We start from the raw sequence: 23,761 nt of genomic DNA on the forward strand, positions 1-23,761 counted from the left end.
CATTCCATACTATTCAAGAATAACGACTTCTTGCTCTGATGTGGCACGTTGCATACCTAATTGTTTGGCAATGGCTTCTATTCTCGTGTTATCGCTGAGTGTCGCTTCTTCTAATTTTAAATTTAAAAACTCATTTTCAAGCGCTTGATGCTGCAAAACCAATTCCCCTTTTTCCGCCACCAAACCACGGGTTTGATGTGTAATCCAAACCGTTCCAAGGGCGCTGGCGGTAATGGCGAATAACAAGATCAGCACGAGTTTATTAGACGTAAATAAGTCTTCAATGATGATCTCTTGCAACGGGTATCTGTCATTATCCTGCAACATCAACTTAATCTCTCTGCAATACGTAATACCGCACTTCTCGCGCGTGGATTTTGGGCAATTTCATCTTCACTTGGCATAATTGCCTTACCGATCACTTTTAAGCGTTGATTACGTTGAATTTGATCTTCACGCAAAGGCAGGCCTTTTGGAATCGCCTCGCCTTGGCTTTGTTTCCGCATAAAATGTTTCACCATGCGATCTTCCAATGAATGGAAACTGATAATCGATAAACGCCCACCTGGCGCCAACACGGCTAATGCGGAGGCTAACACTTTTTCCAATTCATCTAACTCGGCATTGATAAAAATACGGATCGCTTGAAAACTGCGGGTTGCCGGATGTTTATGTTTATCTTTAAATGGCACGGTTTGCGCAATTAATTCAGCAAGCTGCAAGGTACGCGTTAAACATTCACCGCCATTTTGCACCGCACTTTTATTGTAATCGACAATAGCTTTGGCGATTTTCTTGGCAAAACGCTCTTCACCAAAGGTTTTTAAAACCCATGCCAAATCCTGTTCTGAAACCTGCTGTAACCATTCAGCCGCAGACAATCCTTGACTGTTATCCATACGCATATCTAACGGCCCGTCTTTCATAAAACTGAAGCCACGTGCGGCATCATCTAATTGCGGAGAAGATACGCCCAGATCAAGCAAAATCCCGTCAATTTTGCCAACTAAACCTAATTTTTCACAAATCGGTAAAATTTCAGAAAAGGTATTATGTTCAATGTGAAAACGTGAGTCTTGAATTTTTTTGGCTTCTGCGACAGCTTTAGGATCGCGATCGATGGCAATTAATTTGCCATTGTCGGCTAATTTGGAGAGGATCAAGCGGGAATGTCCGCCTCGGCCGAATGTCCCATCAATATAAATACCATTTTCTTTCAATGCCAACCCTTCAACGGTTTCATGTAACAAAACGGTTGAATGTTCAGCTGACGAAAATGTATTTAAAAGGGCCATACATGACTACCAAGGGTACATAAAGTTACAATCTAAAAAGAAGATAGAGCGGCATAATCGCCGCTTATCTTTGCTAGTGCCGCTGTTCCTTGAGTTTGACTCTTATAATGACAGCGTTTTTAATTTTTCCGATAGCGCAAAAGTCTCTGTTGCGCCCAGTGCCATATCTTTTTCCACTTGGGCTTGCCATTCGGCTTCGCTCCAAATTTCAAATTTATTCAACTGCCCAACCAACATAATGGACTTTTCCAATTTCGCGTGTTGGCGCAACGGACCGCTGATCAAAATTCGACCGGCACTGTCTAATTCACATTCCGTTGCGTATCCCAACATAACCCGTTGTAGGCTGCGTTGTACGGGATCGAAGTTGGAAAGTTCAAGCAGTTTTTGTTCAATTATCTCCCATTCTTGGAGAGGATAAAGTAATAAACAAGGTTGACGAATATCCACGGTGCAAACCATTTGCCCTTGATTTTGTTCCAAAAGCTCGGCGCGATATCGGGTCGGGATAGCAAGCCTACCCTTCGCATCTAAATTGACTGCCGACGCTCCACGAAACATGAATTCACCTTTTATTCTCTTTATCGGCGTTCGGTTTATTTGCTTAGAATTTGGGATTTCGATCCAAAATTCACCACAAAAAAACACTTTTCACCACCTTGAGCTAAGTTTATTATTTGTTTAATTAAGTTGCAAGCAGTTTCATGGCTTCTGTGACCTCTCTCTTCAAATTTTTATACCTCGTCCGTCTATCTCCGTTCTTACCCGATTTTATCCATTGGAACGCATGACAACATGGCGTTAAAGGTATATTGTTATGAGGTATTCAACGTAGCCACAAACGCCCTTTTGCGTTTAACACAGATCAGCGGATAAAAACCGCCTTCAACACTTTATGTTATGCAAACAGAACATCATTTTCGCATGATAAAAATGCAAATTCTCCGCCGCCTGCATTATGGTATGCAGTTGGCGGAAGACTACTTCAAACACCCTTTTCATTTTCCGCAAATTCATTATGAATTAAGAGGAATAAAAGCCGGTGTCGCTTATTTACAAAAAAACGCCATCAGTTTTAACCGCACTTTAATGTTGGAAAATCCGGATGAGTTCATTCAGCAGGTCTCCTTACATGAACTCGCTCATCTCATTGTTTATCAACATTTCGGTCATGTTCAGCCGCACGGCAAAGAATGGCGGTTTGTCATGAAGGAGATTTTTCATTTACCGGCCGATACCTGCCATCAGTTTGATCTGTCTTCCGTGCAAGGCAAAACCTTTACTTACCGCTGCGCCTGCCAAACGCACCAATTAACCCTTCGCCGACACAATAAGATCCAACGTGAAAGTACGGTCTATTTTTGCCGCAAATGTAAAACACAGCTGAATTTTGTCAGCGACTGATATACTCCCCCAATCACAATGAATTAACCTATTTAGGGTTGCCATACGTGTCGCCGTCATCCCTCATCTACGCTATGGATTATTTTAAAAATAAGCGTAGAATGCGCTTCCTTTAACCTGATTCAAACAAACACGCCCGACGATTTCACCTCGTCAGCGAGGGTAATAAGTAAAAGATGATTAGCGTTTTTGACATGTTTAAAATCGGTATCGGCCCCTCCAGTTCGCACACGGTTGGGCCGATGAAAGCCGGTAAACAATTTATTGATGATTTAATTGAACGTCACCTACTGGAAAAGGTCACACACATTCAAGTGGATGTTTACGGTTCGTTATCCATGACCGGCTTCGGCCACAGCACCGATATTGCGATTATCATGGGATTAGCCGGCTACTTACCTCATAACGTGGATATTGAAGGCATTCCCGGTTTTATTGCCAAGGTAAATAAAACCGCTAAATTGCCTTTAGCTGAAGGCAAACAAGTGGCTAACTTCGATCCGGCAACGGACATGATTTTTCATAAAACCTTTTTGCCCTTACACGAAAACGGCATGACCATTACGGCATTCGCCGACACCGAAGTATTATACAAACAAACGTATTACTCCATTGGTGGCGGTTTTATTGTGGATGAAGCGCATTTTAATCAGCAAGAAGAACATCCCATCGAAGTGCCTTATCCCTATGCGAACGCTGCCGATCTGTTACGTCATTGCCAAGAGAGCGGGCTTTCCTTATCCAGTTTAGTGATGAAAAATGAACTGGCGTTACACAGCAAAACAGAACTGGAAAATCATTTACACCAAGTGTGGCAAACCATGAAAGCCTGTATTCATCGTGGTTTGCATACGGAAGGGGTCTTGCCGGGGCCGTTAAAAGTTGCCCGACGCGCGGCGACCTTATATCGAATGCTAAAAGCGAACAACGAATTATCTAACGATCCGATGCGGGTAATTGACTGGATCAATATGTTTGCGTTAGCCGTCAATGAAGAAAATGCCGCAGGCGGACGCGTCGTTACCGCACCAACAAATGGCGCTTGTGGCATCGTGCCGGCGGTGTTGGCTTATTACGAAAAATTTGTTGGCGCATTAACCGATGAAATCGTTGAACGTTATTTATTAACCTGTAGCGTGATCGGATCGTTATATAAAATGAACGCCTCTATTTCTGGCGCAGAAGTCGGCTGTCAGGGCGAAGTGGGTGTCGCTTGCTCCATGGCAGCCGCCGGTTTATCGGAAATCCTTGGCGGCAGCCCGGAACAAGTCTGTATCGCCGCAGAAATCGCCATGGAACACAATCTGGGGCTCACCTGTGATCCGGTCGGCGGACAAGTTCAAGTGCCTTGCATTGAGCGTAACGCTATCGCCTCAGTGAAAGCCATTAATGCCAGTCGCATGGCTTTACGCCGTACCACCAGCCCACGCGTGAGTTTGGATAAAGTCATTGAAACCATGTACGAAACCGGAAAGGACATGAACGCGAAATACCGCGAAACCGCCACAGGCGGCTTGGCCATTAAAGTCATCTGTTCATAAAAAAACGATCGCATAAAGTGCGGTCATTTTTTCTGGTGTTTTCCCTTTCGCGATTAATGAATTTAAATCGTCTTTTTTAGCCCCGTTTTTCGTTATTTCCGCCGTAAAATTAAAAAACGGCAATCATAGGGGTTCTGCTCATCGGCAGGTCGCCATTGTTCGAACTCAATCTCCCATTCATCATATGAAATCTGTGGGAAAAACGTGTCACCCGCCAATTCCGTTTGAATTTCCGTTAAATATAAACGGTTTGCCAAAGGTAGCGCTTGTTTAAAAAGCTGCCCACCGCCAATGATCATCAGTTCTTGAGAATCACCTGCAAAATCGACCGCACTTTCTATGCTGTCTTTCCATAGCACGCCTTCATGAACAAAGGGTTGGCGAGACAATACGATATTGGTTCGCTTGGGTAATGGGCGACCAATGCTTTCAAAGGTTTTTCGTCCCATAATCACAGGTTTTCCTAAGGTATTTTGACGAAACCACGCCAAATCCGCCGGCAAATGCCACGGCATTTTGTTCTCTTGACCGATCACATGATTTTTTGTCATGGCCACAATGAGACTTAATGTCATCGTTATTTATTCCTCAATTTAATAAGGCGAATACTATAGCATAATTTTGTCATTGCCTTTGCGGTTATTGTCGGCAAAAAAGAGAATCGTCACCGAATAAAATTATACACAAACCCATTGCATAATTATGCATAAAACAATAATATATTTTCATTCCAACAATGATTTGATACAAGAGCAGAAGTCACAATGACAATTAGTGTTAAAAACCTGAATTTTTTCTATGGCGCCAATCAGGCCTTATTCGATATTAATTTAACCGCCGATGACGGCGATGTTGTGGTGTTATTAGGTCCAAGTGGTGCCGGTAAAAGCACCTTAATTCGTACGCTAAATTTGCTGGAAGTGCCACAATCGGGCGAATTGAGCATTGCCAATAATCAATTTGATTTGTCCGCCAATAATGATCCGAAACAAATTCGCCAACTACGTCGTGATGTCGGCATGGTATTTCAACAGTATCACTTATGGCCGCACATGACCGTGTTGCAAAACCTCATTGAAGCGCCGATGAAAATTCTTGGCACAAGCGAAACGGAAGCCAAACAACAGGCGATGGAATTATTGCAACGTTTACGTTTGGAAGAACACGCAGCGCGTTTTCCGCTCCATTTATCCGGCGGTCAACAACAACGCGTCGCCATTGCGCGCGCATTAATGATGAAACCGCAGGTGCTGTTATTTGATGAACCGACGGCTGCGCTGGATCCGGAAATTACCGCGCAAATCGTCTCCATTATTGAAGAATTGCAACAAACGGGCATTACCCAAGTGATTGTCACCCATGAAGTGAATGTTGCGAAAAAAGTGGCGACCAAAGTCGTGTACATGGAACGAGGCCATATTATCGAAATGGGCGACAACAGTTGCTTTGAACAACCTAAAACCGAACAGTTTAAACACTATTTATCACACAACATTTAATCTAGAAGGAGAAACATGATGAAAAAATTACTTTTAACCGCCCTACTCGCCGGCACCGCACTTGCAACCAACGCACAAGAAATCACTTTTGCAATGGAACCAAGCTATCCGCCATTTGAAACCACAAACGAAAAAGGCGAAATCATTGGCTTTGACGTGGATATCGCCAATGCCGTTTGTCAACAAATTCAAGCGACCTGCCACTTTAAAAGCCAAGCATTCGATGCGTTGATTCCAAGTTTAAAAGCAAAACGTTTTGACGCATCCATTTCCGCCATTGACATTACAGATGCACGTGCAAAACAAGTTGCCTTTTCTCAACCTTACTACGACAGCTCGGCAAGCTACGTTGCATTAACAGGCAAAGGCGATTTAAGCAAGACGAAAAATGTAGGGGTACAAAACGGTACCACCTTCCAACAATATACGGCGGCAGAAACAAAACAATATGACATCAAAGCCTATGCCAGCTTACAAGATGCAGTTTTGGATTTAAAAAATGGACGTATTGACGTGATTTTTGGCGATACAGCCGTGCTTGCCGATATGATCACAAAAGAACCTGAAATCCAATTTGTCGGTGAGAAAGTGACCAATAAAAAATATTTTGGTAATGGCTTAGGTATTGCCGTTAATAAATCCTCTAAAGAATTATTAGATAACTTAAACAAAGGGTTAGACGCCATCAAAGCCAGTGGCGAATACCAAAAAATCTATGATAAATGGATGACAAAATAATTTATGTTTTATGATTATCTCGCGTTAATTTTTCATGCAGCCCTAACGACCTTAGGGCTTGCTGTTTGTTCGCTCATTGTCGGTTTAATTTTAGGTATTTTTTTCACCGCACTTGAGTCCAATAAATACCCGATCATTGCCAGAACAACCTCTGTTTTGGTGATGTTATTGCGTGGTTTACCTGAAATTTTGGTCGTTTTATTGATTTATTTCGGCTCAACGGAAATCGTAGAATTATTAACCGGTGAATATATTGAATTTGGTGCCTTCGGTTGTGGTGTATTTGCTTTATCCCTGATTTTTGCCGCTTACGCTTCCCAAACCTTACGGGGCGCTATTCAAGCCATTCCCAAAGGGCAATGGGAATCGGGTATGGCGCTGGGGTTAAGCCGCCCTTATACCTTTATTCACCTCATCATGCCACAGGTATGGCGTCATGCTTTGCCGGGATTAAGCAATCAATGGCTTGTGTTGTTAAAAGATACCGCACTTGTTTCGCTAATTGGCGTAGATGATTTAATGCGCCAAGCCGGATTGATTAACACCAATACACATCAGCCTTTTACTTGGTACGGCATTGCAGCGTTAGTTTATTTAGCGGTGACCCTTGTCAGCCAAGTTGCGATTCGTAAATTAGAAAGACGATTTACTCGATTTGAGCGAGGGAATGCATAATGTTTGAAGACTATTTATCAGTGATTGCGCAGGGCATTCCGACCAGTTTATTGCTCACTTTCGCCTCTTTATTAATCGCCTTTTTATTAGCGTTATTCTTCACGTTTATCCTTGCCATGGGGAATCGCTGGCTAAAAAGTGCGGTGAATTTTTATCTTGTTTTATTTACCGGCACTCCCCTACTTATTCAGATTTTTTTAATTTATAGTGGTCCGGGGCAATTTGAATTTATTACGCAAAGTCCACTTTGGTCCTTGCTTTCCAATGCATGGTTTTGCGCTATGCTGGCCTTAGCATTAAATAGTGCAGCTTACTCTACTCAACTTTTTTATGGCGCGGTTAAAGCCATTCCACAAGGTCAATGGGAAAGTTGTGCCGCGTTAGGATTGTCACGCGTGCAAACGCTTAAAATTTTGATTCCATACGCTCTTAAACGCGCACTGCCTTCTTATACCAATGAAATTATTTTGGTATTTAAAGGCACATCGTTGGCGTCAACCATCACGATTATGGACATCATGGGATATGCCCGCCAGCTCTATGGCACAGAATATGATGCGTTGACCATCTATGGTATCGCCGGCGGTATCTATTTACTGATTACCGGCATTGCTACCTTCATGTTACGCAAAGTTGAAAATAAAGTGCTAGCATTCGAGCGTTTTGAATCTAAATAGCGTCAGCCGTTTCAATGAAATCTATTAACGTAATTCCTAAACTCAACATTGCTTAATACGAAAAAAGCCCCTCAACTGAACCGGTCGAGGGGCTTCTTTTTAGCGCCTTTTCTTAATGCTCAATTACGGCATTTCATCAATATCATCTTTATTCACTTTGGGTTGAACCATGTGTTCACGATTTAAGCCTAAATCATAGGCGATAGCAATCGCAATAAAGATGGAAGAATAAGTACCGAAACCGATCCCGATGAGCAACGCAAGTGAGAAGCTATGAATTGTTGGACCGCCGAAAACATAAAGGGCAACGACCACAATCAATGTCGTGAGCGAGGTCATAATAGTACGGGACAGGGTTTGAGTTAAAGAAATATCGATGATGTCGATGGCAGAAATCCGTCTGATTTTACGGAAGTTTTCACGCACACGGTCGAACACCACGATACTGTCGTTTAACGAGTAACCTACTACAGAAAGGATCGCTGCAATGAAGGTTAAATCCATTTCGATTTGTAAGTAAGAGAATGCCCCTAGGGTAACAATTACGTCGTGCGCTAAAGAAAGCACACCGCCGGTGGCTAAACGCCATTCAAAACGCATGCCCACATAAAGCAATAGCATAATGAGGGTGGCTAAGGTGGCGTAAATGGCCCCTTGGGTTAATTCTTCCCCAACGTTCGGCCCAACAAACTCAATGGAACGAATTTGAATATCACTATCCAAGGTATTAAGCATTTTTTTGACGTGATCGCCAATTTGCGCATCATCGGTTGCCGGTAGGCGAATCATCACATCACGCACACCACCGGTGGTTTGCACCAGTGGACTCTCAATGCCATTTTGCACCAACGTAGAACGGATTTTTTCCAAATCCGCCGGTTGGGAGAAGTGGGTATCTACCACCACGCCACCAGTGAAATCTAAGCCCCAGTTGAAACCTTTGGTAAACACAAAGAATAAGGAAACTGCGATAATCACGACGGAAGCAAGGTAGCCCCACAGACGGAATTTCATGAATTCCACTAAACGGAAAGGGAGTTTAATGCCTTGAATTTCTTTAATTGGCTGACTTCTATTTTCTAAATTCACAATATATTTCCTCACCGTTAAATTGATAATTTATCAATTCGTTTGCCGCCGTATAAGAAATTCACGATTGCGCGTGTTCCGGTGATTGCGGTAAACATTGAGATAGCAATCCCTAAAGATAAGGTGATTGCGAAGCCTTTAATTGGACCTGTCCCCACGGCGTAGAGTGCCACCGCAGTCAAAATGGTGGTTAAGTTCGCATCAAAGATAGAACTGAATGCACCGTTATAACCTTCGTTAATGGCTTGTTGGATCGGACGACCATTGCGAATTTCTTCTTTAATCCGCTCAAAGATTAATACGTTCGCATCCACGGACATCCCAACCGCTAGCACGATACCGGCAATCCCCGGCATGGTAAGCGTAGCGCCCGGTAATAAGGACATTAACCCAACCAATAAAACAATGTTAGCAATTAAAGCGATGTCCGCAATGATACCGAATTTACGATAGTAAATGATCATAAAGACCACAACCACCATCAATCCCCAGAAACTTGCTTGCAAACCTTGTTCGACGTTTTGTGCGCCAAGAGACGGACCGATGGTACGTTCTTCCACGATTTGAATCGGCGCAATTAACGCACCGGAACGAAGTAACACTGCAAGGTTTTGTGCTTCAGCCGGAGAGTCAATGCCGGTAATTTGGAATTGACTACCGAAACGACCTTGAATGGTGGCAACGTTAATCACTTCCTCGTGTTTTTGTAAAATGGTTTTACCATTTTCGTCTTTTTTGCCGCTATCTTTATATTCCACATATAACGTTGCCATCGGTTTTTGGATATTGGCACGCGTCGTTTGCGACATGATTTCACCACCTTCGCTGTCCAAGGTGACGCTGACTTGCGGTCTGGAGGTATTTTGATCCACACCTGAACTGGCGTTGGTAATGTGTTCACCACCTAATACAGCGCGTTTATACAGCACGATAGGGCGATTGTTTCTGTCGTATTTCACTTCAGAATCAGAAGTCACCATGCCGCGCGCTGCAGCGTCTAAGTTTGCATTACCATTGACTAAGCGGAATTCAAGGGTCGCCGTTGCGCCCAGAATTTCTTTCGCGCGGGCAGTGTCTTGTACCCCCGGCAATTCAACCACGATACGTTCTGCGCCTTGGCGCTGAATCACCGCTTCAGCCACACCCAGTTCGGTGACACGTTTACGCAAAATACTTAAGTTTTGTTCGATGGCACTTTCGCGAGCTTCGTTTAATGCCGCATCAGATAACGCCAAAGACAGGGTATTATCAGAAATCTCGCGAATGTCTAAGGTCGGATGCTGTTTGCGCAAATAACGCTGTACATCAGATAACTGATCCGGATTCGCCAATGTGACTATCGTGGAAAAATTCTCTGCTGACTTAATGGCGCTATATTGATACTTCTCTTTGCGCAATTCGGTACGTAAGGAATCCTGTAGTTGTTCCTGACGTTTGCTTAGCGCTGAGTTCATATCCACTTCCATCAGGAAACGTACACCACCACGCAAGTCCAAGCCCCATTTCATCGGGTTGCCGCCAATGCTACTTAGCCATTTTGGTGTTGCCGGTGCAAGGTTTAACGCAACAGAATAATTTGTCCCTAATTTTTCGGTGATTTTATCTTTGGCGAGTAATTGCGCATCGGTATTGTCGAAACGCACTAAAATCGAGCCGTTTTCCAATACCACAGATTTGGTTATCAGATGATTGTCTTTTAGGACGGTTTGAACTTCGCTTAAGACACCGGAATCGGCTTCCTGACCACGAGTTCCTGAGATTTGTACGGCAGGATCTTCACCGTAAAGATTTGGAAGAGCGTATAAAACACCAATGGCGACCAAAAAGATCACCATTAGATTCTTCCATAAAGGGTAACGATTTAACATAGCTTTCTTGTTCCCTTGAGGAATAGATTAAAGAGTTTCGATTGTGCCTTTTGGTAACACGGCGGCAATGTAATTGCGGTTGATGGTAATTTCGGTTTTATCGTTTAGTGCAATAACGATCACATCCCCTTTTTCAGGCACTTTGGTGATTTTACCGATGATACCGCCGGCGGTTAACACTTCGGTGCCTTTGGTTAATTCGGACATTAATTTTTTATGTTCTTTATTTCTTTTCGCTTGCGGACGATAAATCATGAAATAGAAAATCAATCCGAAGATGATGAAAATAAATAACATTGACATTGGGCTGCCTTGTTGAGCTTCCATTCAAATTTCCTTTTAGTTAATGAAAAGAGAAGACGCAATGGAGCGTCCATAAACTGATTAAAATCGGCGGTTAAAATATCATAAATCCGCTGAAATGTGAAAAAATAAAACAAAAAAGAACCGCACTTAGAACAGCTCAACAGGGTTCAAAAGTGCGGTTTGTTTTACGGATGATTTGAATTAGTGATTTATCTCACCTTCAATCGGTTTGACGTTTTCATCAAATTCTGGGAGCGGTTTATGTTCACTTGCCACGTAAGAATAAATCACCGGCAACACGAACAGGGTAAACAACGTACCAACCGCCAAACCTGAAACAATCACGATCCCCATACTGAAACGGGAGACTGCGCCGGCACCAGTGGCATAAAGCAATGGAACCAAGCCGGCAATCATCGCTGCAGTGGTCATCAGAATTGGACGCAAACGCACTTTGGCGGCTTCAGTAATGGCCTCAATACGGTTTTTACCGTGATTGAGCTGCTCTTCTTTTGCCACTTCACACATTAAAATACCGTGTTTAGTGATTAATCCGACCAACGTAATTAACCCCACTTGGGAGTAAATATTCAATGTCGCACCGGCTTTGCCAACAAAACCGAAGGCATTTAATGCTAATAATGCCCCACTGATCGCCAACGGCACGGAAATCATGATCACCATCGGGTCACGAATGGACTCAAACTGAATTGCTAACACCAAGAAAATGATCACTACCGCCAACACGAACGTCACGGCTAACGCATTACCCTCTTGTACCAACTGACGGGCTTCACCTTTGAAGTCGTAGTTATAACCTTGCGGTAATAATTCTTTTGAGCTGTCTTTCAGCCATTGAATCGCATCCCCAATGGAAGAACCCGGCATCGGTACCGCACTGATCACCGCCGAGTTCAGCTGGCTGAAACGTGGCAAAGAGCTTGGTTGTGGTTCTAACGTCATGCTCACCAAACTGCTTAGCGGAACAGATGTGCCATTCGCAGCCGAAACATAATAATTATCCCAACTTTGTGGAGATAAGCGATCTTCGCGTTTTACCTGTGAAATAATTTTATACGCACGACCGTCAATATCCACACGTTCAACTGTCGCTGCGGATAAGAAGCTGCCTAATGTTGCACTGATTTGTTTCATCGTAATGCCGTAAGTACCGGCTTTTTCACGGTCAATTTTGATGTGCATTTGTGCCGTGTCGAATTTCAAATCTAAGCTCGAGTAAACGAACTTGCCGGATTTCTGCATCGCTTCCAAGAATTTACCGGCAACATTCGCTAAATCTTCATAGCCTTTTGACGTACTAATCACAAAACCAATCGGTGGTCCTTGTTCCCCGGTTTCAATTTCGGGGAAAGCAAAACCACTGACAGACACTTCAGGAATCGCCTTGGCTTTGTTGTTTAACTCTTCCAACACTTTTGCCTGACTTCTGGAACGATCTTTCCAGTCTTTCAAGGTTACGACGTTCAAAGATTGGTTGCTGCTTGGCACCCCTGAAATGGTCATCGCAAATTGTACTTCTTCCGTCTCCGTTAAGATTTTTTGATACGGTGCCATGGCCGCTTGCACATAATCTACGTTCACGTTAGATGGTGCAGAACCAATGGCCAAAAACGCGCCTTTGTCTTCTGCCGGGGTCAATTCACTGGAAAGGGAATTAAACAATACCGGTAATGTGGCAAAAATCGCTGCCGCAAATACCAACATACATTTCCGATTCGCCATCACTAAACCTAAAACATAAGTATAGGCATTGTTGATTTTAGTTAAGGTGCGGTTAACACGCTCTTCCAATTTGCTTGGTTTATCGTGTCCTTTCAACAATTTACTGGTCATCATCGGAGAAAGCGTTAATGCTACGATACCGGAAATAAACACCGCACCGGCAAGGGTTAAGGCAAACTCTTTAAACAATGTTCCGGTAATGCCGCCCATTAACGCCATTGGTGAATATACCGCAATCAACGCAATCGTCATGGAAATAACCGGTACGGCAATTTCGCGGGTACCAATAATTGCCGCGCGGAATGGCGTTTCACCCAGCTTAATATGGCGGTCAACGTTTTCTAATACCACAATAGCATCATCCACCACCAAACCGATTGCCAAAATTAAGGCAAGCAATGTCATCAGGTTGATGGAGAAATCCAACGTTTGCAGCATCATGATCACCCCAATAAGGGAAATCGGAATGGTAATGACCGGAATCAAAATCGCCCGGAAAGAACCGATAAACATCGTGATCACTACCAAAACGATAATCGTCGCTTCAATAATGGTTTTCACCACTTCTTCAATGGAGTTGTTAATGGCAACGGTACGATCATACAAAATATCTGTTTGAATCGCGTCCGGTAAGTTATTTTTTATGCTTTCATACAACGGCAGAATTTTTTCTGCCACGGTTAACGGGTTAGCGGAAGAGGTTGGGTTCACCGCTAAAACAACGGAATCAGCACCGTTGGCTACGGCACGCGCCGCATCACTGGATTTATTTAATTCAATATCCGCAATATCCCGTAAACGCACCAGTTTATCGCCATTGGAAGAGACAATCAGATTACCCAGATCCTCCACGGATTTTGTGGTGGTATCCACTTTGTTTTTGTACACCACGTAAAAACCGTTATCGTTACCCGCAGCTGTTTGCACGTTGTTTGCCGATAAGGCAGACATCACTTGTGTGGCAGAAAGGTTTTGTGCCGCCATTTTTTGCGGATCCAACCAAATGCGCAGAGCATATTCGGATGCACCGAAAATATCGACGCTTGCCACCCCTTCAACAGTAAAGAACTGCGGTTTCACGACACGTTGAATATAGTCGGTCACTTGGCTGGCATCTAATTTATTAGAACGGAAACTAATGTACATAATCCCCGAACCACCGGTAGAAGAGGTTACGGTCGGATCTTCAATGCCACTTGGCAATTCTGAACGCACGGAATTCACCTTCGCCAACACATCGGCAAGCGCCGCATTCGGGTCAGTATTTAATTTCATTTTCACCGTGATCGAAGAACTGCTCGGTCTACTGGAAGAAGACATATAGTCCACGTTATCCGCCTGCGCGACCGCTTCTTCAATTTTGGAGGTCACGAATGCCTGAATCAAATTGGCATCCGCACCGGGATAGACGGTTGAAACCTGAATGACGGTCGTGGTCATTTTAGGATATTCACGCACTGCCAGTTTTGAAATTGCCTGCAATCCTAAGATAATTATTAACAAGCTAATCGAAACTGCGAGAACAGGACGTCGAATAAATATATCGGTAAATTTCATTCGCTGTTCCTAATTAGAGATTGGTTTTCGTTGCCGGTTGTGTGGTGCCGACACCTTCTTTATCTGCGACAAGCACTAATGCGCCATTACTTAAATTTTGCTGACCACCGGTCACGATTTTATCGCCGATTTTCACTTCATCGCCTTTTAGCTGAGAATAAATGCCTTGGCGATCTTTGGTAAACACCGTGATTTGCTTCGCACGATACATTTTGTTTACATCGCCTTGGCTAGCAAATTTCTCTTTTTCCTCATCAGAAAGTGCGGTCAAAATATAAAGAGATTCGCCATACATGTTGTAGCTCACAGCGACTTGTGGCACGACAATTTGGTCATACTCCGTTGCCAATGCCACGTTTAAACGGGTGAACATACCGGATAACAGTTTTTCGCCATCTTCCGGATCAAACGTGGCTTGCACGTCAATTAATCCGGTGGAGGAATTAATCGCCGGTTCAATCGCAGAGATCGTTGCCGAGAAGGTTTCGCCTAAACGGGCATCTGCTGTCGCGGTGACTTTTTGACCGATATGCAATTTTTCCAATAAATTCTGTGCAATCGCGAAATCTACTTTCATGGAACTGCGATCTTCCACACGCACAATTTCTGTGCCGTTCGATACATACTGCCCCACATTAACTTTCACGATACCGGCTTTGCCATCAAAAGGTGCAACAATTTGACGGCGCGCAATTGTGGCTTTCAAGGATTCCACGTTCGCCACTTGTGCATCATACGCCGCTTTGGCATTGTCTAATTCTTGCTGAGAAATGCCACCACTTTTCGCCAAATTCGCATAGCGTTGATACGTTTGACGTAATGAAATCACTTGTGCTTCAGCCGCTTGTAAGCTTGCACGCTCCACGGAGCTGTCTAATTCCACCAACAACTCGCCTTTTTTTACGCTTTGTCCGTTGGTCACTAAAACTTTTGAAATTGTCCCCGCACTTTGCGCACTCAACATCGCCCCTTGATTCGGACGCACCAAACCGGTGGTTTGAATCACCGGTGTCCATTGTTGAGCAGAAACTGTCATTGCCGTCACCGGAACGGCTCTTTCTCCTTGGTTAGCCAAGAAATCCGCAATGCCTTTTGCTTTCATCTGATTCATCACAATCATTGCGATAAAAATTAAGATAAATATTCCCAGCGCCAGTTTTAACAAGAAAACATGAGAACGCTTTGGTTTATTCGTTTGAGTTTGGCTCATAAAAAACTCCGTAAAGGTTATCTAATAGCTCAAGTGATTATTTTTGAATGGCACGCCAAGTGCGGTCGGTCACCGACTCCAGCATCGCCATGGAACTCTTATGGGCAAAGTGCTTGCATTTAAACGCAATATTAAGCGCGCTTTCCAAGGAAAGTGCAAATAATAAATGCGGAGGCAGATCACATACTTCGCCGGCTTCTACTGCTTTTTTACAAAAACGATGCCAAATACCGCGCGTTTCCCATTCTTTGCAAATAGTATAAAACCCGGGTAGAAATTCATATTGTCCCATATTGGCAACAATCGTTGGATCTTGTTCCAAAGAATGCCAAATATTCCACCACATTTTCCGATAGCGTTGGAAAAATGGCTGGTTTTCATCATAGTCTTTTTCCAAGGTTTCTTCGAAAGATTTAAAGATATATCGTGCAAATTGTTCCAGCAATTCATCTTTATTCTTAAAATAAAGGTAAATCGTCCCCGGGGAAATTTTGGCCTCTTTGGCAATTTTATGTATAGATAAATTTGGCAAACCCACTGTCGCCATCAAATCATTCGTGGCAGTAAAAATTCGCTCGATCATATCCGTTTCAGATTGATGCATATAAAGTCACTAATAAACTTGGGTTAATTGTGAGAAGTGCGGTTAAAATTTCTCTTTATTCGCACATTTGATAGGTTACAGACAGTAAATAACACACCACTGAATGAACGTTCGTTCATTTTATTGATTTTTTACTTTTTCGCAAGTTAAAAATTGAGCGCCATCCAAAACAGCGCACTATTTTTCATTTAAGACCACAAACCGCACAATGATCGATAGCAATCCATAGAAGAAGATCAAAGTGCGGTCTGCTTTTTTAACGTTTTTAAACGAATTAATGTTCGCGGGTTTTGAAGAATGTCACATCCGGATAACGTTCTTGCGCAAGATTGAGATTCACCATCGTTGGTGCGATATAAGTGAGGTTATCGCCACCGTCTAACGCCAAGTTTTGTTCATTTTTACGTTTAAACTCTTCAAATTTTTTCGCATCGCCACATTCAACCCAACGTGCGGTTGCCACGTTGACGGTTTCATAAATGGCTTCTACGTTGTATTCGGATTTCAAACGCGAAACGACCACATCAAACTGCAACACCCCCACTGCCCCAACGATTAAATCGTTATTCAACAACGGACGGAAAACCTGCACGGCGCCTTCCTCAGAAAGCTGTACCAAGCCTTTTAATAATTGTTTTTGTTTAAGTGGATCTTTTAAACGAATACGGCGGAATAATTCCGGTGCAAAGTTTGGAATGCCCGTGAATTTTAACTCTTCCCCTTGAGTGAACGTATCACCGATTTGAATCGTGCCGTGATTGTGCAAGCCGATAATGTCGCCGGCATAGGCTTCTTCCGCATGTGCACGGTCGCCCGCCATAAAGGTTAACGCATCAGAAATCACCACCTCTTTGCCGATACGCACATGTTTGAGTTTCATGCCTTTTTCGTATTTTCCGGACACAACACGTAAGAAGGCAACACGGTCGCGGTGTTTCGGATCCATATTGGCTTGAATCTTGAACACGAAACCGCTGAATTTTTCTTCGTCAGCCGACACTTTACGCGTATCTGCCTGACGGGCTTGCGGTGCAGGCGCCCATTCGGTTAAGCCGTCAAGGAAATGATCTACACCAAAATTCCCTAACGCCGTACCGAAAAAGACCGGTGTCAGTTCACCGTTTAGGAATAAATCTAAGTCAAATTCGTTGCTAGCACCTTTGACCAACTCCAATTCATCACGTAATTGTTGTGCCAAATCGTCACCTACGGCGTTATCCAATTCCGGATTATTCAAGCCTTTCACAATACGCACTTCTTGAATGGTGTGCCCTTGTCCGGTTTGGTAAAGATAGGTTTCATCTTTGTATAAGTGATACACGCCCTTGAACAATTTGCCGCAGCCGATAGGCCACGTAATCGGCGCGCAGTGAATTTTCAATACGCTTTCAACTTCATCCAACAATTCCATCGGATCACGAATATCACGGTCAAGTTTGTTCATAAAGGTGATGATCGGCGTGTCGCGCAAACGGGTGACTTCCATCAATTTAATGGTACGTTCCTCAACCCCTTTGGCGGAGTCAATGACCATCAAGCAGCTGTCCACTGCCGTTAAAGTGCGGTAGGTATCTTCAGAGAAATCCTCATGCCCCGGCGTATCCAATAAATTCACTAAGCACTCATTGTAAGGGAATTGCATCACGGAAGTGGTAATGGAAATCCCACGTTGTTTTTCCATTTCCATCCAGTCGGATTTCGCGTGTTGCGCGGAACCTTTGCCTTTCACCGAACCGGCTTTTTGAATGGCGTTACCATAAAGTAAGACCTTTTCGGTGATGGTGGTTTTCCCCGCATCGGGGTGAGAAATAATCGCAAAAGTGCGGCGTTTATTAACTTGTTCTTGTGGGTATGTCATCTGTGCTGTCTGTATGATTTGATGAAAAAAATAAAGAAACCGCCTTAAATGACGGTCCTAAAATGTGTGGCGCAACTATATGCTTTTTAGCCACTTTTTTCAAGTTTGAGCATTATGAATGGGAGCATGTTGCAACAAAGTGCGGTGCATTTGGGGCGTATTTTGATACGTCATAAAACATCCTTTTTTCTGACCGCACTTTTTTCTCTTACGGCAATATGAAGTCAACATCAATAAAAATCCCAAAAAATGCAAACGTTTGCGTGAAAAGTGCGGTACAATACGCGCCATTATTTTTACGCAGATAAAAAGGGAATGAAATGACACAACTCAGTCTTAAAAAAATCTATTCCGGCAAAGTACGGGATTTGTATGAAATTGATGACAAACGAATGTTGATGGTCGCCAGTGACAGATTGTCGGCGTTCGATGTGATTTTAGATGATCCGATTCCGCGTAAAGGCGAAATCCTGACACAAATTTCTAATTTTTGGTTTAACAAACTGGCGCACATTATGCCGAATCATTTTACCGGTGACAGCGTTTACGATGTGTTACCCAAAGCGGAAGCCGATTTAGTCAAGGATCGTGCGGTGGTTTGTAAACGTTTAACCCCGATTAAAATTGAATCGATCGTACGCGGGTATTTAACCGGCAGCGGTTTGAAAGATTATAAACAAACCGGCACCATTTGCGGTTTAGTTTTGCCAAAAGGGTTGGTGGAAGCCAGCAAATTGCCTGAGCCAATTTTCACGCCGTCCAGCAAAGAAGAAATCGGCAATCACGACATTAATATTAGCTATGCCGAGTGTGAAAACTTAATCGGCAAAGATTTAGCAGCACAAGTGAAAGAAAAAGCCATCGCCCTTTATACCGAAGCGGCGAAATATGCCTTAACCAAAGGTATCATTATTTGTGACACCAAATTTGAATTCGGCTTGGATGAAAACGGCACGTTAACCTTGATGGATGAGGTATTAACACCGGATTCCAGCCGTTTCTGGTCGGTAGAAACCTATAAAGAAGGCACAAACCCGCCGTCTTTTGATAAACAATTTATTCGTGACTGGTTAGAAAACAGCGGTTGGAATAAACAGCCACCGGCACCGAAAGTGCCGTCGGATGTCATTCAGAAGACCGTAGATAAATACCAAGAAGCCTTGGATTTATTAACCAAATAACACTTAAAGGAATTCCCGCTATGCATTAGAATAGTGGGAATTTTTTGTAACCGGATAGGAGTCATATGAGGTCGGTCGCCATTGTCGGGTTAGGTTGGCTAGGGTTGCCACTGGCACGACATTTAAAAAATCTCGGTTGGGAAGTTAAAGGCACAAAACGTACTCACGATGGTGTAGAACAAATGCGTTTAATGCGTTTGGAAGCCTATCATTTGGAACTTACCCCTGAAATTAATGCAGATCCTGATGATGTCAGTGCATTGCTTGATGTGGATTCGTTGATCATTAACATTCCACCAAGCCAATATTTTTTCGATCTCAATCAATATGTCGAAGGCGTGCAAAATCTGGTTAATGAAGCCTTATTACAAGGCGTAAGTCATATTATTTTTATTAGTTCCACCTCCGTTTTTCCTGACATTTCCGCCAATTTTAATGAATCTGCCATCCCCCAACCGGACAGTGATATAGGCCGTGCCTTAGTGGAAATTGAAAACGGCTTAGCACAAATGCAAGACATCGATTGCGACATTATTCGTTTTGCCGGTTTAGTCGGCAACGATCGCCATCCCGTTTATTCTCTTGCCGGAAAACAAGCCCTCAAGTGCGGTTATTCTCCCGTGAATTTAGTCCATCTAGACGATTGCGCTCGCGCCATTCAATTATTGTTAGAAACCCCGGGCGGCTACCGTTTATATCATTTGGCCGCGCCAATACACCCGACGCGGGAAGAATATTATCGCCACGCGGCGGAAAAATACGGGCTAGAACCACCGCACTTTATTAGCTCAGAACAGGATCCGCAGCGCATTATCATGGCGGAAAAAATTTGTCATGAATTAGAATTTGTTTACCAATATCCGGATCCGAATTTAATGCTAACAACCGAAGAATAAAAGTGCGGTGATTTTTCAAAATGTTTTTACCACGGACTTTTATCAACCCCATTCACTCAAACAAACACAAATAAGGAAAGAAAATATGTCAAATACCATTTTGCAACACTTACCCAAAGGTGAAAAAGTCGGTATCGCCTTCTCCGGCGGCTTAGACACCAGCGCGGCACTGCTTTGGATGCGTCAACACGGCGCTATTCCTTGCGCTTACACCGCGAATCTTGGCCAACCAGATGAAGAGGATTACGAGGCCATTCCACGCAAAGCTAAAGAATATGGCGCAGAAATGGCCCGCTTAATTGACTGCCGCACGCAATTAGCCCAAGAAGGCATTGCGGCGATCCAATGTGGTGCGTTTCACGTGACCACAGGCGGTTTAACTTATTTCAACACCACGCCATTAGGTCGCGCAGTAACCGGCACCATGTTGGTCTCTGCCATGAAAGAAGATGATGTCAATATTTGGGGCGATGGCAGTACTTACAAAGGCAACGACATTGAACGTTTCTATCGTTACGGCTTAATGACCAACCCAAATTTAAAAATTTATAAACCGTGGTTGGATCAAAAATTTATCGATGAATTGGGCGGCCGTTTTGAGATGTCTAACTTCTTAATCGAAAACGGTTTTGATTACAAAATGTCTGTCGAAAAAGCCTATTCTACCGACTCCAACATGCTTGGCGCGACTCACGAAGCAAAAGACTTGGAATTCTTAAATTCCGGTATTCGTATCGTGAACCCAATCATGGGCGTACCATTCTGGCGTGAAGATGTACAAATCAAAGCAGAAGAAGTGACGGTGCGTTTTGAAGAAGGTATCCCGGTGGCATTAAACGGTAAAACGTTCGACAACATCGTAGAATTGTTCCTTGAAGCCAACCGCATTGGTGGTCGTCACGGCTTAGGGATGTCCGACCAAATTGAAAACCGTATCATCGAAGCGAAATCACGCGGAATCTATGAAGCCCCGGGAATGGCACTCTTACACATCGCTTACGAACGTTTAGTTACCGGCATCCACAACGAAGACACCATTGAACAATACCGCATCAACGGTATTCGTTTAGGTCGCTTGTTATACCAAGGTCGTTGGTTCGATCCGCAAGCCTTAATGTTGCGCGAAACCGCTCAACGTTGGGTGGCTCGCGCGGTCACCGGTGAAGTGACGTTAGAGCTACGTCGTGGTAACGACTATTCCTTACTCAACACCGAATCGCCGAATTTAACCTACCATCCGGAACGTTTGAGTATGGAAAAAGTGGAAAATGCACCGTTTGATCCTGTCGATCGTATCGGTCAATTAACCATGCGTAACCTTGATATCACCGACACCCGCGACAAACTCGGCATCTATTCCCGCACCGGTTTACTGGCGACAAACAAAGATTCTGCGTTACCGCAATTATACAAAAAAGCGTAAAACGCTCTCTTTTCCGACCGCACTTTGAGACATCTCTGTGCGGTCTACTTATGTGATTTAACCTCAACAAAAAGGATGAACGGATTTGTTCAATCTATGCCTTAATTTTCTTTTCTGGAACATTAAAGCACAGCCTATTTTAGTGTATGATACGGTTTCATTATTTCCCTCATGAATATGAATCTTTCTCATGAAACCAATCTTTCTTGAACTTCGACACCTTAAAACCTTACTTGCCTTAAAAGAAACAGGCAGTGTTTCTTTGGCGGCAAAACGGGTTTATCTCACTCAATCCGCCCTTTCCCACCAAATTAAACTGTTGGAAGATCAATACGGTTTGCCGTTATTTGAACGTAAAACCCAGCCGTTACACTTCACCCCGGCCGGTGAGCGGTTGATTCAGCTTGCCAATGAGATTTTGCCTAAAGTGATTGAGGCGGAGCGTGATTTGGCACGAGTGAAACAAGGAGAAGCCGGTGAATTACGCATTGCAGTGGAATGCCACACCTGCTTCGATTGGCTCATGCCTGCCATGGATTTATTCCGTCAACATTGGCCGTTGGTGGAGTTGGATATTGTGTCCGGTTTCCACACCGATGCCGTTGGGTTGTTGTTAAGCCATCGTGCCGATTGGGCGGTAGTGCAAGAAGTGGAAGAGACTCCGGGTATTGTGTATAAACCGTTGTTTTCCTATGAAATGGTAGGGCTGTGCGCAAAAGATCATCCGCTGGCAGCGAAAGAGGTTTGGCAGGCGGAAGATTTTATTGATCAAACGTTGATTACTTATCCCGTACCGGATGATATGTTGGATTTGTTGCGTAAGGTATTACACCCGAAAGGCATCAATCCGACCCGCCGAACCAGTGAACTTACCATCGCCATCATTCAGTTGGTAGCCAGTAAACGTGGTGTGGCGGCATTGCCGTTTTGGGCAGCGAAGCCTTATCTGGATCGTGGCTACATTGTGGCACGTAAAATCACTGAACAGGGATTACACAGTAATCTTTATGCCGCAACGCGAGAGTTAGATTCGCAAATGGCGTTCGTGGATGATTTCTATGAAACCGTGAAAGCCCAAAGTTTTTCTACCTTGCCCGAATTGTCTATATTAGAAGAGATCTAGCTGTATGTCTGGTGTTAAGACAAATGCTCATCCCATTTGGGCGGCAGCAAAAGCCGCCTTGCCCTATAGTGCGCCGATGCTCGCCGGCTTTTTGTTCCTTGGCGTGGCTTATGGCATTTACATGAAAGCGCTTGGTTTTGGTGTTTGGTATCCTGTGTTGATGGCGTTATTCATCTACGCCGGTTCCGTGGAATTCATCATTGCCGGCGCATTAAGTTTGGCATTTGCGCCGTTAAATGCGTTATTGATTACCTTGATGGTGAGTTGCAGACAGCTTTTTTATAGCATTGCGATGTTGGAAAAATACGGAAAATCCTTGGGTAAAAAACGCCCATACCTGATTGCCACGTTGGTAGATGAATCTTTTTCCTTGAATTACATGGCAAACGTCCCACCGCATATTGATCGTGGTTGGTATCTCTTTTTTGTTTCGTTTTATTTGCATATGTATTGGGCAATCGGTGCTGGCATTGGCAACGTATTCGGGAACATTATTCCCTTTGATTTGAAGGGCATTGAATTTGCTATGACAGCATTGTTTTTAGTGATTTTTGCCGAAAACTGGGCGCAGGAAAAATCTCATGAAAGCTCTTTGTTAGGTTTGGCGATCGCCGCGATTTCTCTTATTGTTTTCGGACATGACTATTTCTTATTGCCTACTTTAATTGGCATTTGGACGGTATTGACTTTCCGTCGTCCGAAATTGTCCTCAACCTTAAAGAGGATTGAAGAATGACATTAACCGAACAAATCATCACCATCGGTATTGCTGTGCTGGCCGTGCAATTTACCCGCTGGCTGCCCTTTTGGATTTTCCCGGCGAACCGCTCGATTCCCGAATATATCCGTTATTTAGGTAAAGTCTTACCTGCAGCGATGTTTGGTATGCTCGTGGTGTATTGCTACAAAAACGTAGATGTATTTCGCGGTTTTCATGGCGTTCCCGAATTTCTTTCCGGTGTGCTCGTCGTTGCGTTACATTTGTGGAAACGCAATATGTTCTTGTCCATCGCTGCCGGCACGATATTATATATGTTCTTGGTACAACAGGTGTTTGTGTAAAAAGATGCTAAA

The 23,761-nt window shown here is 43.7% G+C and carries 23 protein-coding genes; 12 read left to right on the top strand and 11 right to left on the bottom strand.

Annotated elements, in window-relative coordinates:
* Positions 1-9: 9 nt before the first annotated feature.
* From ftsL to mraZ, 3 genes are all read right to left on the bottom strand, one after another.
* Positions 10-327, bottom strand: a complete 318-nt coding sequence (gene ftsL, locus J5X96_RS07950) for a cell division protein FtsL (RefSeq protein ID WP_209364799.1) — start codon at positions 325-327, stop codon at positions 10-12.
* Positions 327-1,295 carry a 16S rRNA (cytosine(1402)-N(4))-methyltransferase RsmH gene (gene rsmH, locus J5X96_RS07955; protein WP_209362880.1) on the bottom strand — a complete coding sequence of 323 codons (969 nt, stop codon included), beginning with the start codon at positions 1,293-1,295 and terminating at the stop codon, positions 327-329. The genes ftsL and rsmH overlap by 1 nt, the downstream gene beginning before the upstream one ends.
* A 102-nt stretch (positions 1,296-1,397) precedes the next feature.
* Positions 1,398-1,856 (bottom strand): division/cell wall cluster transcriptional repressor MraZ, encoded by a 459-nt coding sequence (mraZ, locus tag J5X96_RS07960; RefSeq protein WP_209362882.1) that lies wholly within the window; start codon positions 1,854-1,856, stop codon positions 1,398-1,400.
* A 339-nt stretch (positions 1,857-2,195) separates the two neighbouring features.
* Here mraZ and J5X96_RS07965 point away from each other — a divergent pair, with 339 nt between their 5' ends.
* Positions 2,196-2,699: a SprT family zinc-dependent metalloprotease gene (locus J5X96_RS07965; RefSeq protein ID WP_209362884.1), complete on the top strand. Its 504-nt coding sequence runs from the start codon at positions 2,196-2,198 to the stop codon at positions 2,697-2,699.
* A 176-nt stretch (positions 2,700-2,875) separates the two neighbouring features.
* Entirely contained in the window at positions 2,876-4,240 is a 1,365-nt protein-coding gene (locus J5X96_RS07970; protein WP_209362886.1) for an L-serine ammonia-lyase, read from the top strand.
* Positions 4,241-4,332: 92 nt separating this feature from the next.
* Here the strand turns inward: J5X96_RS07970 and folA are convergent, their stop codons facing one another.
* Complete coding sequence (gene folA, locus J5X96_RS07975) at positions 4,333-4,815, bottom strand: type 3 dihydrofolate reductase (protein ID WP_209362888.1); 483 nt, start codon at positions 4,813-4,815, stop codon at positions 4,333-4,335.
* A 189-nt stretch (positions 4,816-5,004) separates the two neighbouring features.
* Here folA and artP point away from each other — a divergent pair, with 189 nt between their 5' ends.
* From artP to artM, 4 genes are read left to right on the top strand one after another with little or no spacing between them, the layout of a single operon-like run.
* Entirely contained in the window at positions 5,005-5,739 is a 735-nt protein-coding gene (artP, locus tag J5X96_RS07980) for an arginine ABC transporter ATP-binding protein ArtP (protein ID WP_021617078.1), read from the top strand.
* 18 nt (positions 5,740-5,757) lie between these two features.
* Positions 5,758-6,477, top strand: coding sequence for a lysine/arginine/ornithine ABC transporter substrate-binding protein (locus J5X96_RS07985; RefSeq protein ID WP_209362890.1), 720 nt, complete (start codon positions 5,758-5,760; stop codon positions 6,475-6,477).
* 3 nt (positions 6,478-6,480) lie between these two features.
* Positions 6,481-7,152, top strand: a complete 672-nt coding sequence (artQ, locus tag J5X96_RS07990) for an arginine ABC transporter permease ArtQ (RefSeq protein WP_209362891.1) — start codon at positions 6,481-6,483, stop codon at positions 7,150-7,152.
* A complete protein-coding gene (gene artM / locus J5X96_RS07995; protein ID WP_209362893.1) occupies positions 7,152-7,829 on the top strand; it encodes an arginine ABC transporter permease ArtM in 678 nt (225 codons plus the stop codon). The genes artQ and artM overlap by 1 nt, the downstream gene beginning before the upstream one ends.
* A 123-nt stretch (positions 7,830-7,952) precedes the next feature.
* On the opposite strand, the gene secF is transcribed toward artM, so the two are convergent.
* The 7 genes from secF to prfC all read right to left on the bottom strand — a co-directional run bounded on the left by secF (position 7,953) and on the right by prfC (position 18,064).
* On the bottom strand, positions 7,953-8,918 hold the full coding sequence (gene secF, locus J5X96_RS08000) for a protein translocase subunit SecF (protein ID WP_209362901.1): 966 nt from the start codon (positions 8,916-8,918) through the stop codon (positions 7,953-7,955).
* Between the two features lie 17 nt (positions 8,919-8,935).
* The gene (secD, locus tag J5X96_RS08005) at positions 8,936-10,786 is read right to left on the bottom strand and encodes a protein translocase subunit SecD (protein WP_209362903.1); all 1,851 of its coding nucleotides are present in this window, start codon (positions 10,784-10,786) and stop codon (positions 8,936-8,938) included.
* 27 nt (positions 10,787-10,813) lie between these two features.
* Entirely contained in the window at positions 10,814-11,113 is a 300-nt protein-coding gene (gene yajC / locus J5X96_RS08010; RefSeq protein ID WP_005701087.1) for a preprotein translocase subunit YajC, read from the bottom strand.
* Between the two features lie 180 nt (positions 11,114-11,293).
* Positions 11,294-14,392 (bottom strand): efflux RND transporter permease subunit, encoded by a 3,099-nt coding sequence (locus J5X96_RS08015; RefSeq protein WP_209362905.1) that lies wholly within the window; start codon positions 14,390-14,392, stop codon positions 11,294-11,296.
* Positions 14,393-14,405: 13 nt separating this feature from the next.
* Positions 14,406-15,602, bottom strand: coding sequence for an efflux RND transporter periplasmic adaptor subunit (locus tag J5X96_RS08020; protein ID WP_209362907.1), 1,197 nt, complete (start codon positions 15,600-15,602; stop codon positions 14,406-14,408).
* A 37-nt stretch (positions 15,603-15,639) separates the two neighbouring features.
* Positions 15,640-16,206 (bottom strand): TetR/AcrR family transcriptional regulator, encoded by a 567-nt coding sequence (locus J5X96_RS08025; protein ID WP_209362909.1) that lies wholly within the window; start codon positions 16,204-16,206, stop codon positions 15,640-15,642.
* A 274-nt stretch (positions 16,207-16,480) separates the two neighbouring features.
* A complete protein-coding gene (gene prfC, locus J5X96_RS08030; RefSeq protein WP_209362920.1) occupies positions 16,481-18,064 on the bottom strand; it encodes a peptide chain release factor 3 in 1,584 nt (527 codons plus the stop codon).
* 320 nt (positions 18,065-18,384) lie between these two features.
* On the opposite strand from prfC, the gene J5X96_RS08035 reads away from it, so the two are divergent.
* The 6 genes from J5X96_RS08035 (at position 18,385) to J5X96_RS08060 (ending at position 23,749) form a co-directional block, all read left to right on the top strand.
* Positions 18,385-19,245: a phosphoribosylaminoimidazolesuccinocarboxamide synthase gene (locus tag J5X96_RS08035; RefSeq protein ID WP_109859476.1), complete on the top strand. Its 861-nt coding sequence runs from the start codon at positions 18,385-18,387 to the stop codon at positions 19,243-19,245.
* Between the two features lie 65 nt (positions 19,246-19,310).
* Positions 19,311-20,141, top strand: a complete 831-nt coding sequence (locus tag J5X96_RS08040) for an SDR family oxidoreductase (protein ID WP_209362922.1) — start codon at positions 19,311-19,313, stop codon at positions 20,139-20,141.
* A gap of 85 nt (positions 20,142-20,226) precedes the next feature.
* Positions 20,227-21,564 (top strand): argininosuccinate synthase, encoded by a 1,338-nt coding sequence (gene argG, locus J5X96_RS08045; RefSeq protein WP_006718777.1) that lies wholly within the window; start codon positions 20,227-20,229, stop codon positions 21,562-21,564.
* 190 nt (positions 21,565-21,754) lie between these two features.
* A complete protein-coding gene (locus J5X96_RS08050; RefSeq protein ID WP_209362923.1) occupies positions 21,755-22,687 on the top strand; it encodes a LysR family transcriptional regulator in 933 nt (310 codons plus the stop codon).
* Between the two features lie 4 nt (positions 22,688-22,691).
* Complete coding sequence (locus tag J5X96_RS08055; protein WP_209362931.1) at positions 22,692-23,423, top strand: AzlC family ABC transporter permease; 732 nt, start codon at positions 22,692-22,694, stop codon at positions 23,421-23,423.
* Positions 23,420-23,749, top strand: coding sequence for a branched-chain amino acid transporter permease (locus tag J5X96_RS08060; RefSeq protein WP_209362938.1), 330 nt, complete (start codon positions 23,420-23,422; stop codon positions 23,747-23,749). The genes J5X96_RS08055 and J5X96_RS08060 overlap by 4 nt, the downstream gene beginning before the upstream one ends.
* Positions 23,750-23,761: the final 12 nt, after the last annotated feature.

Origin of the sequence: Aggregatibacter sp. 2125159857 (assembly GCF_017798005.1) — a bacterium.
Taxonomy (GTDB): domain Bacteria; phylum Pseudomonadota; class Gammaproteobacteria; order Enterobacterales; family Pasteurellaceae; genus Aggregatibacter.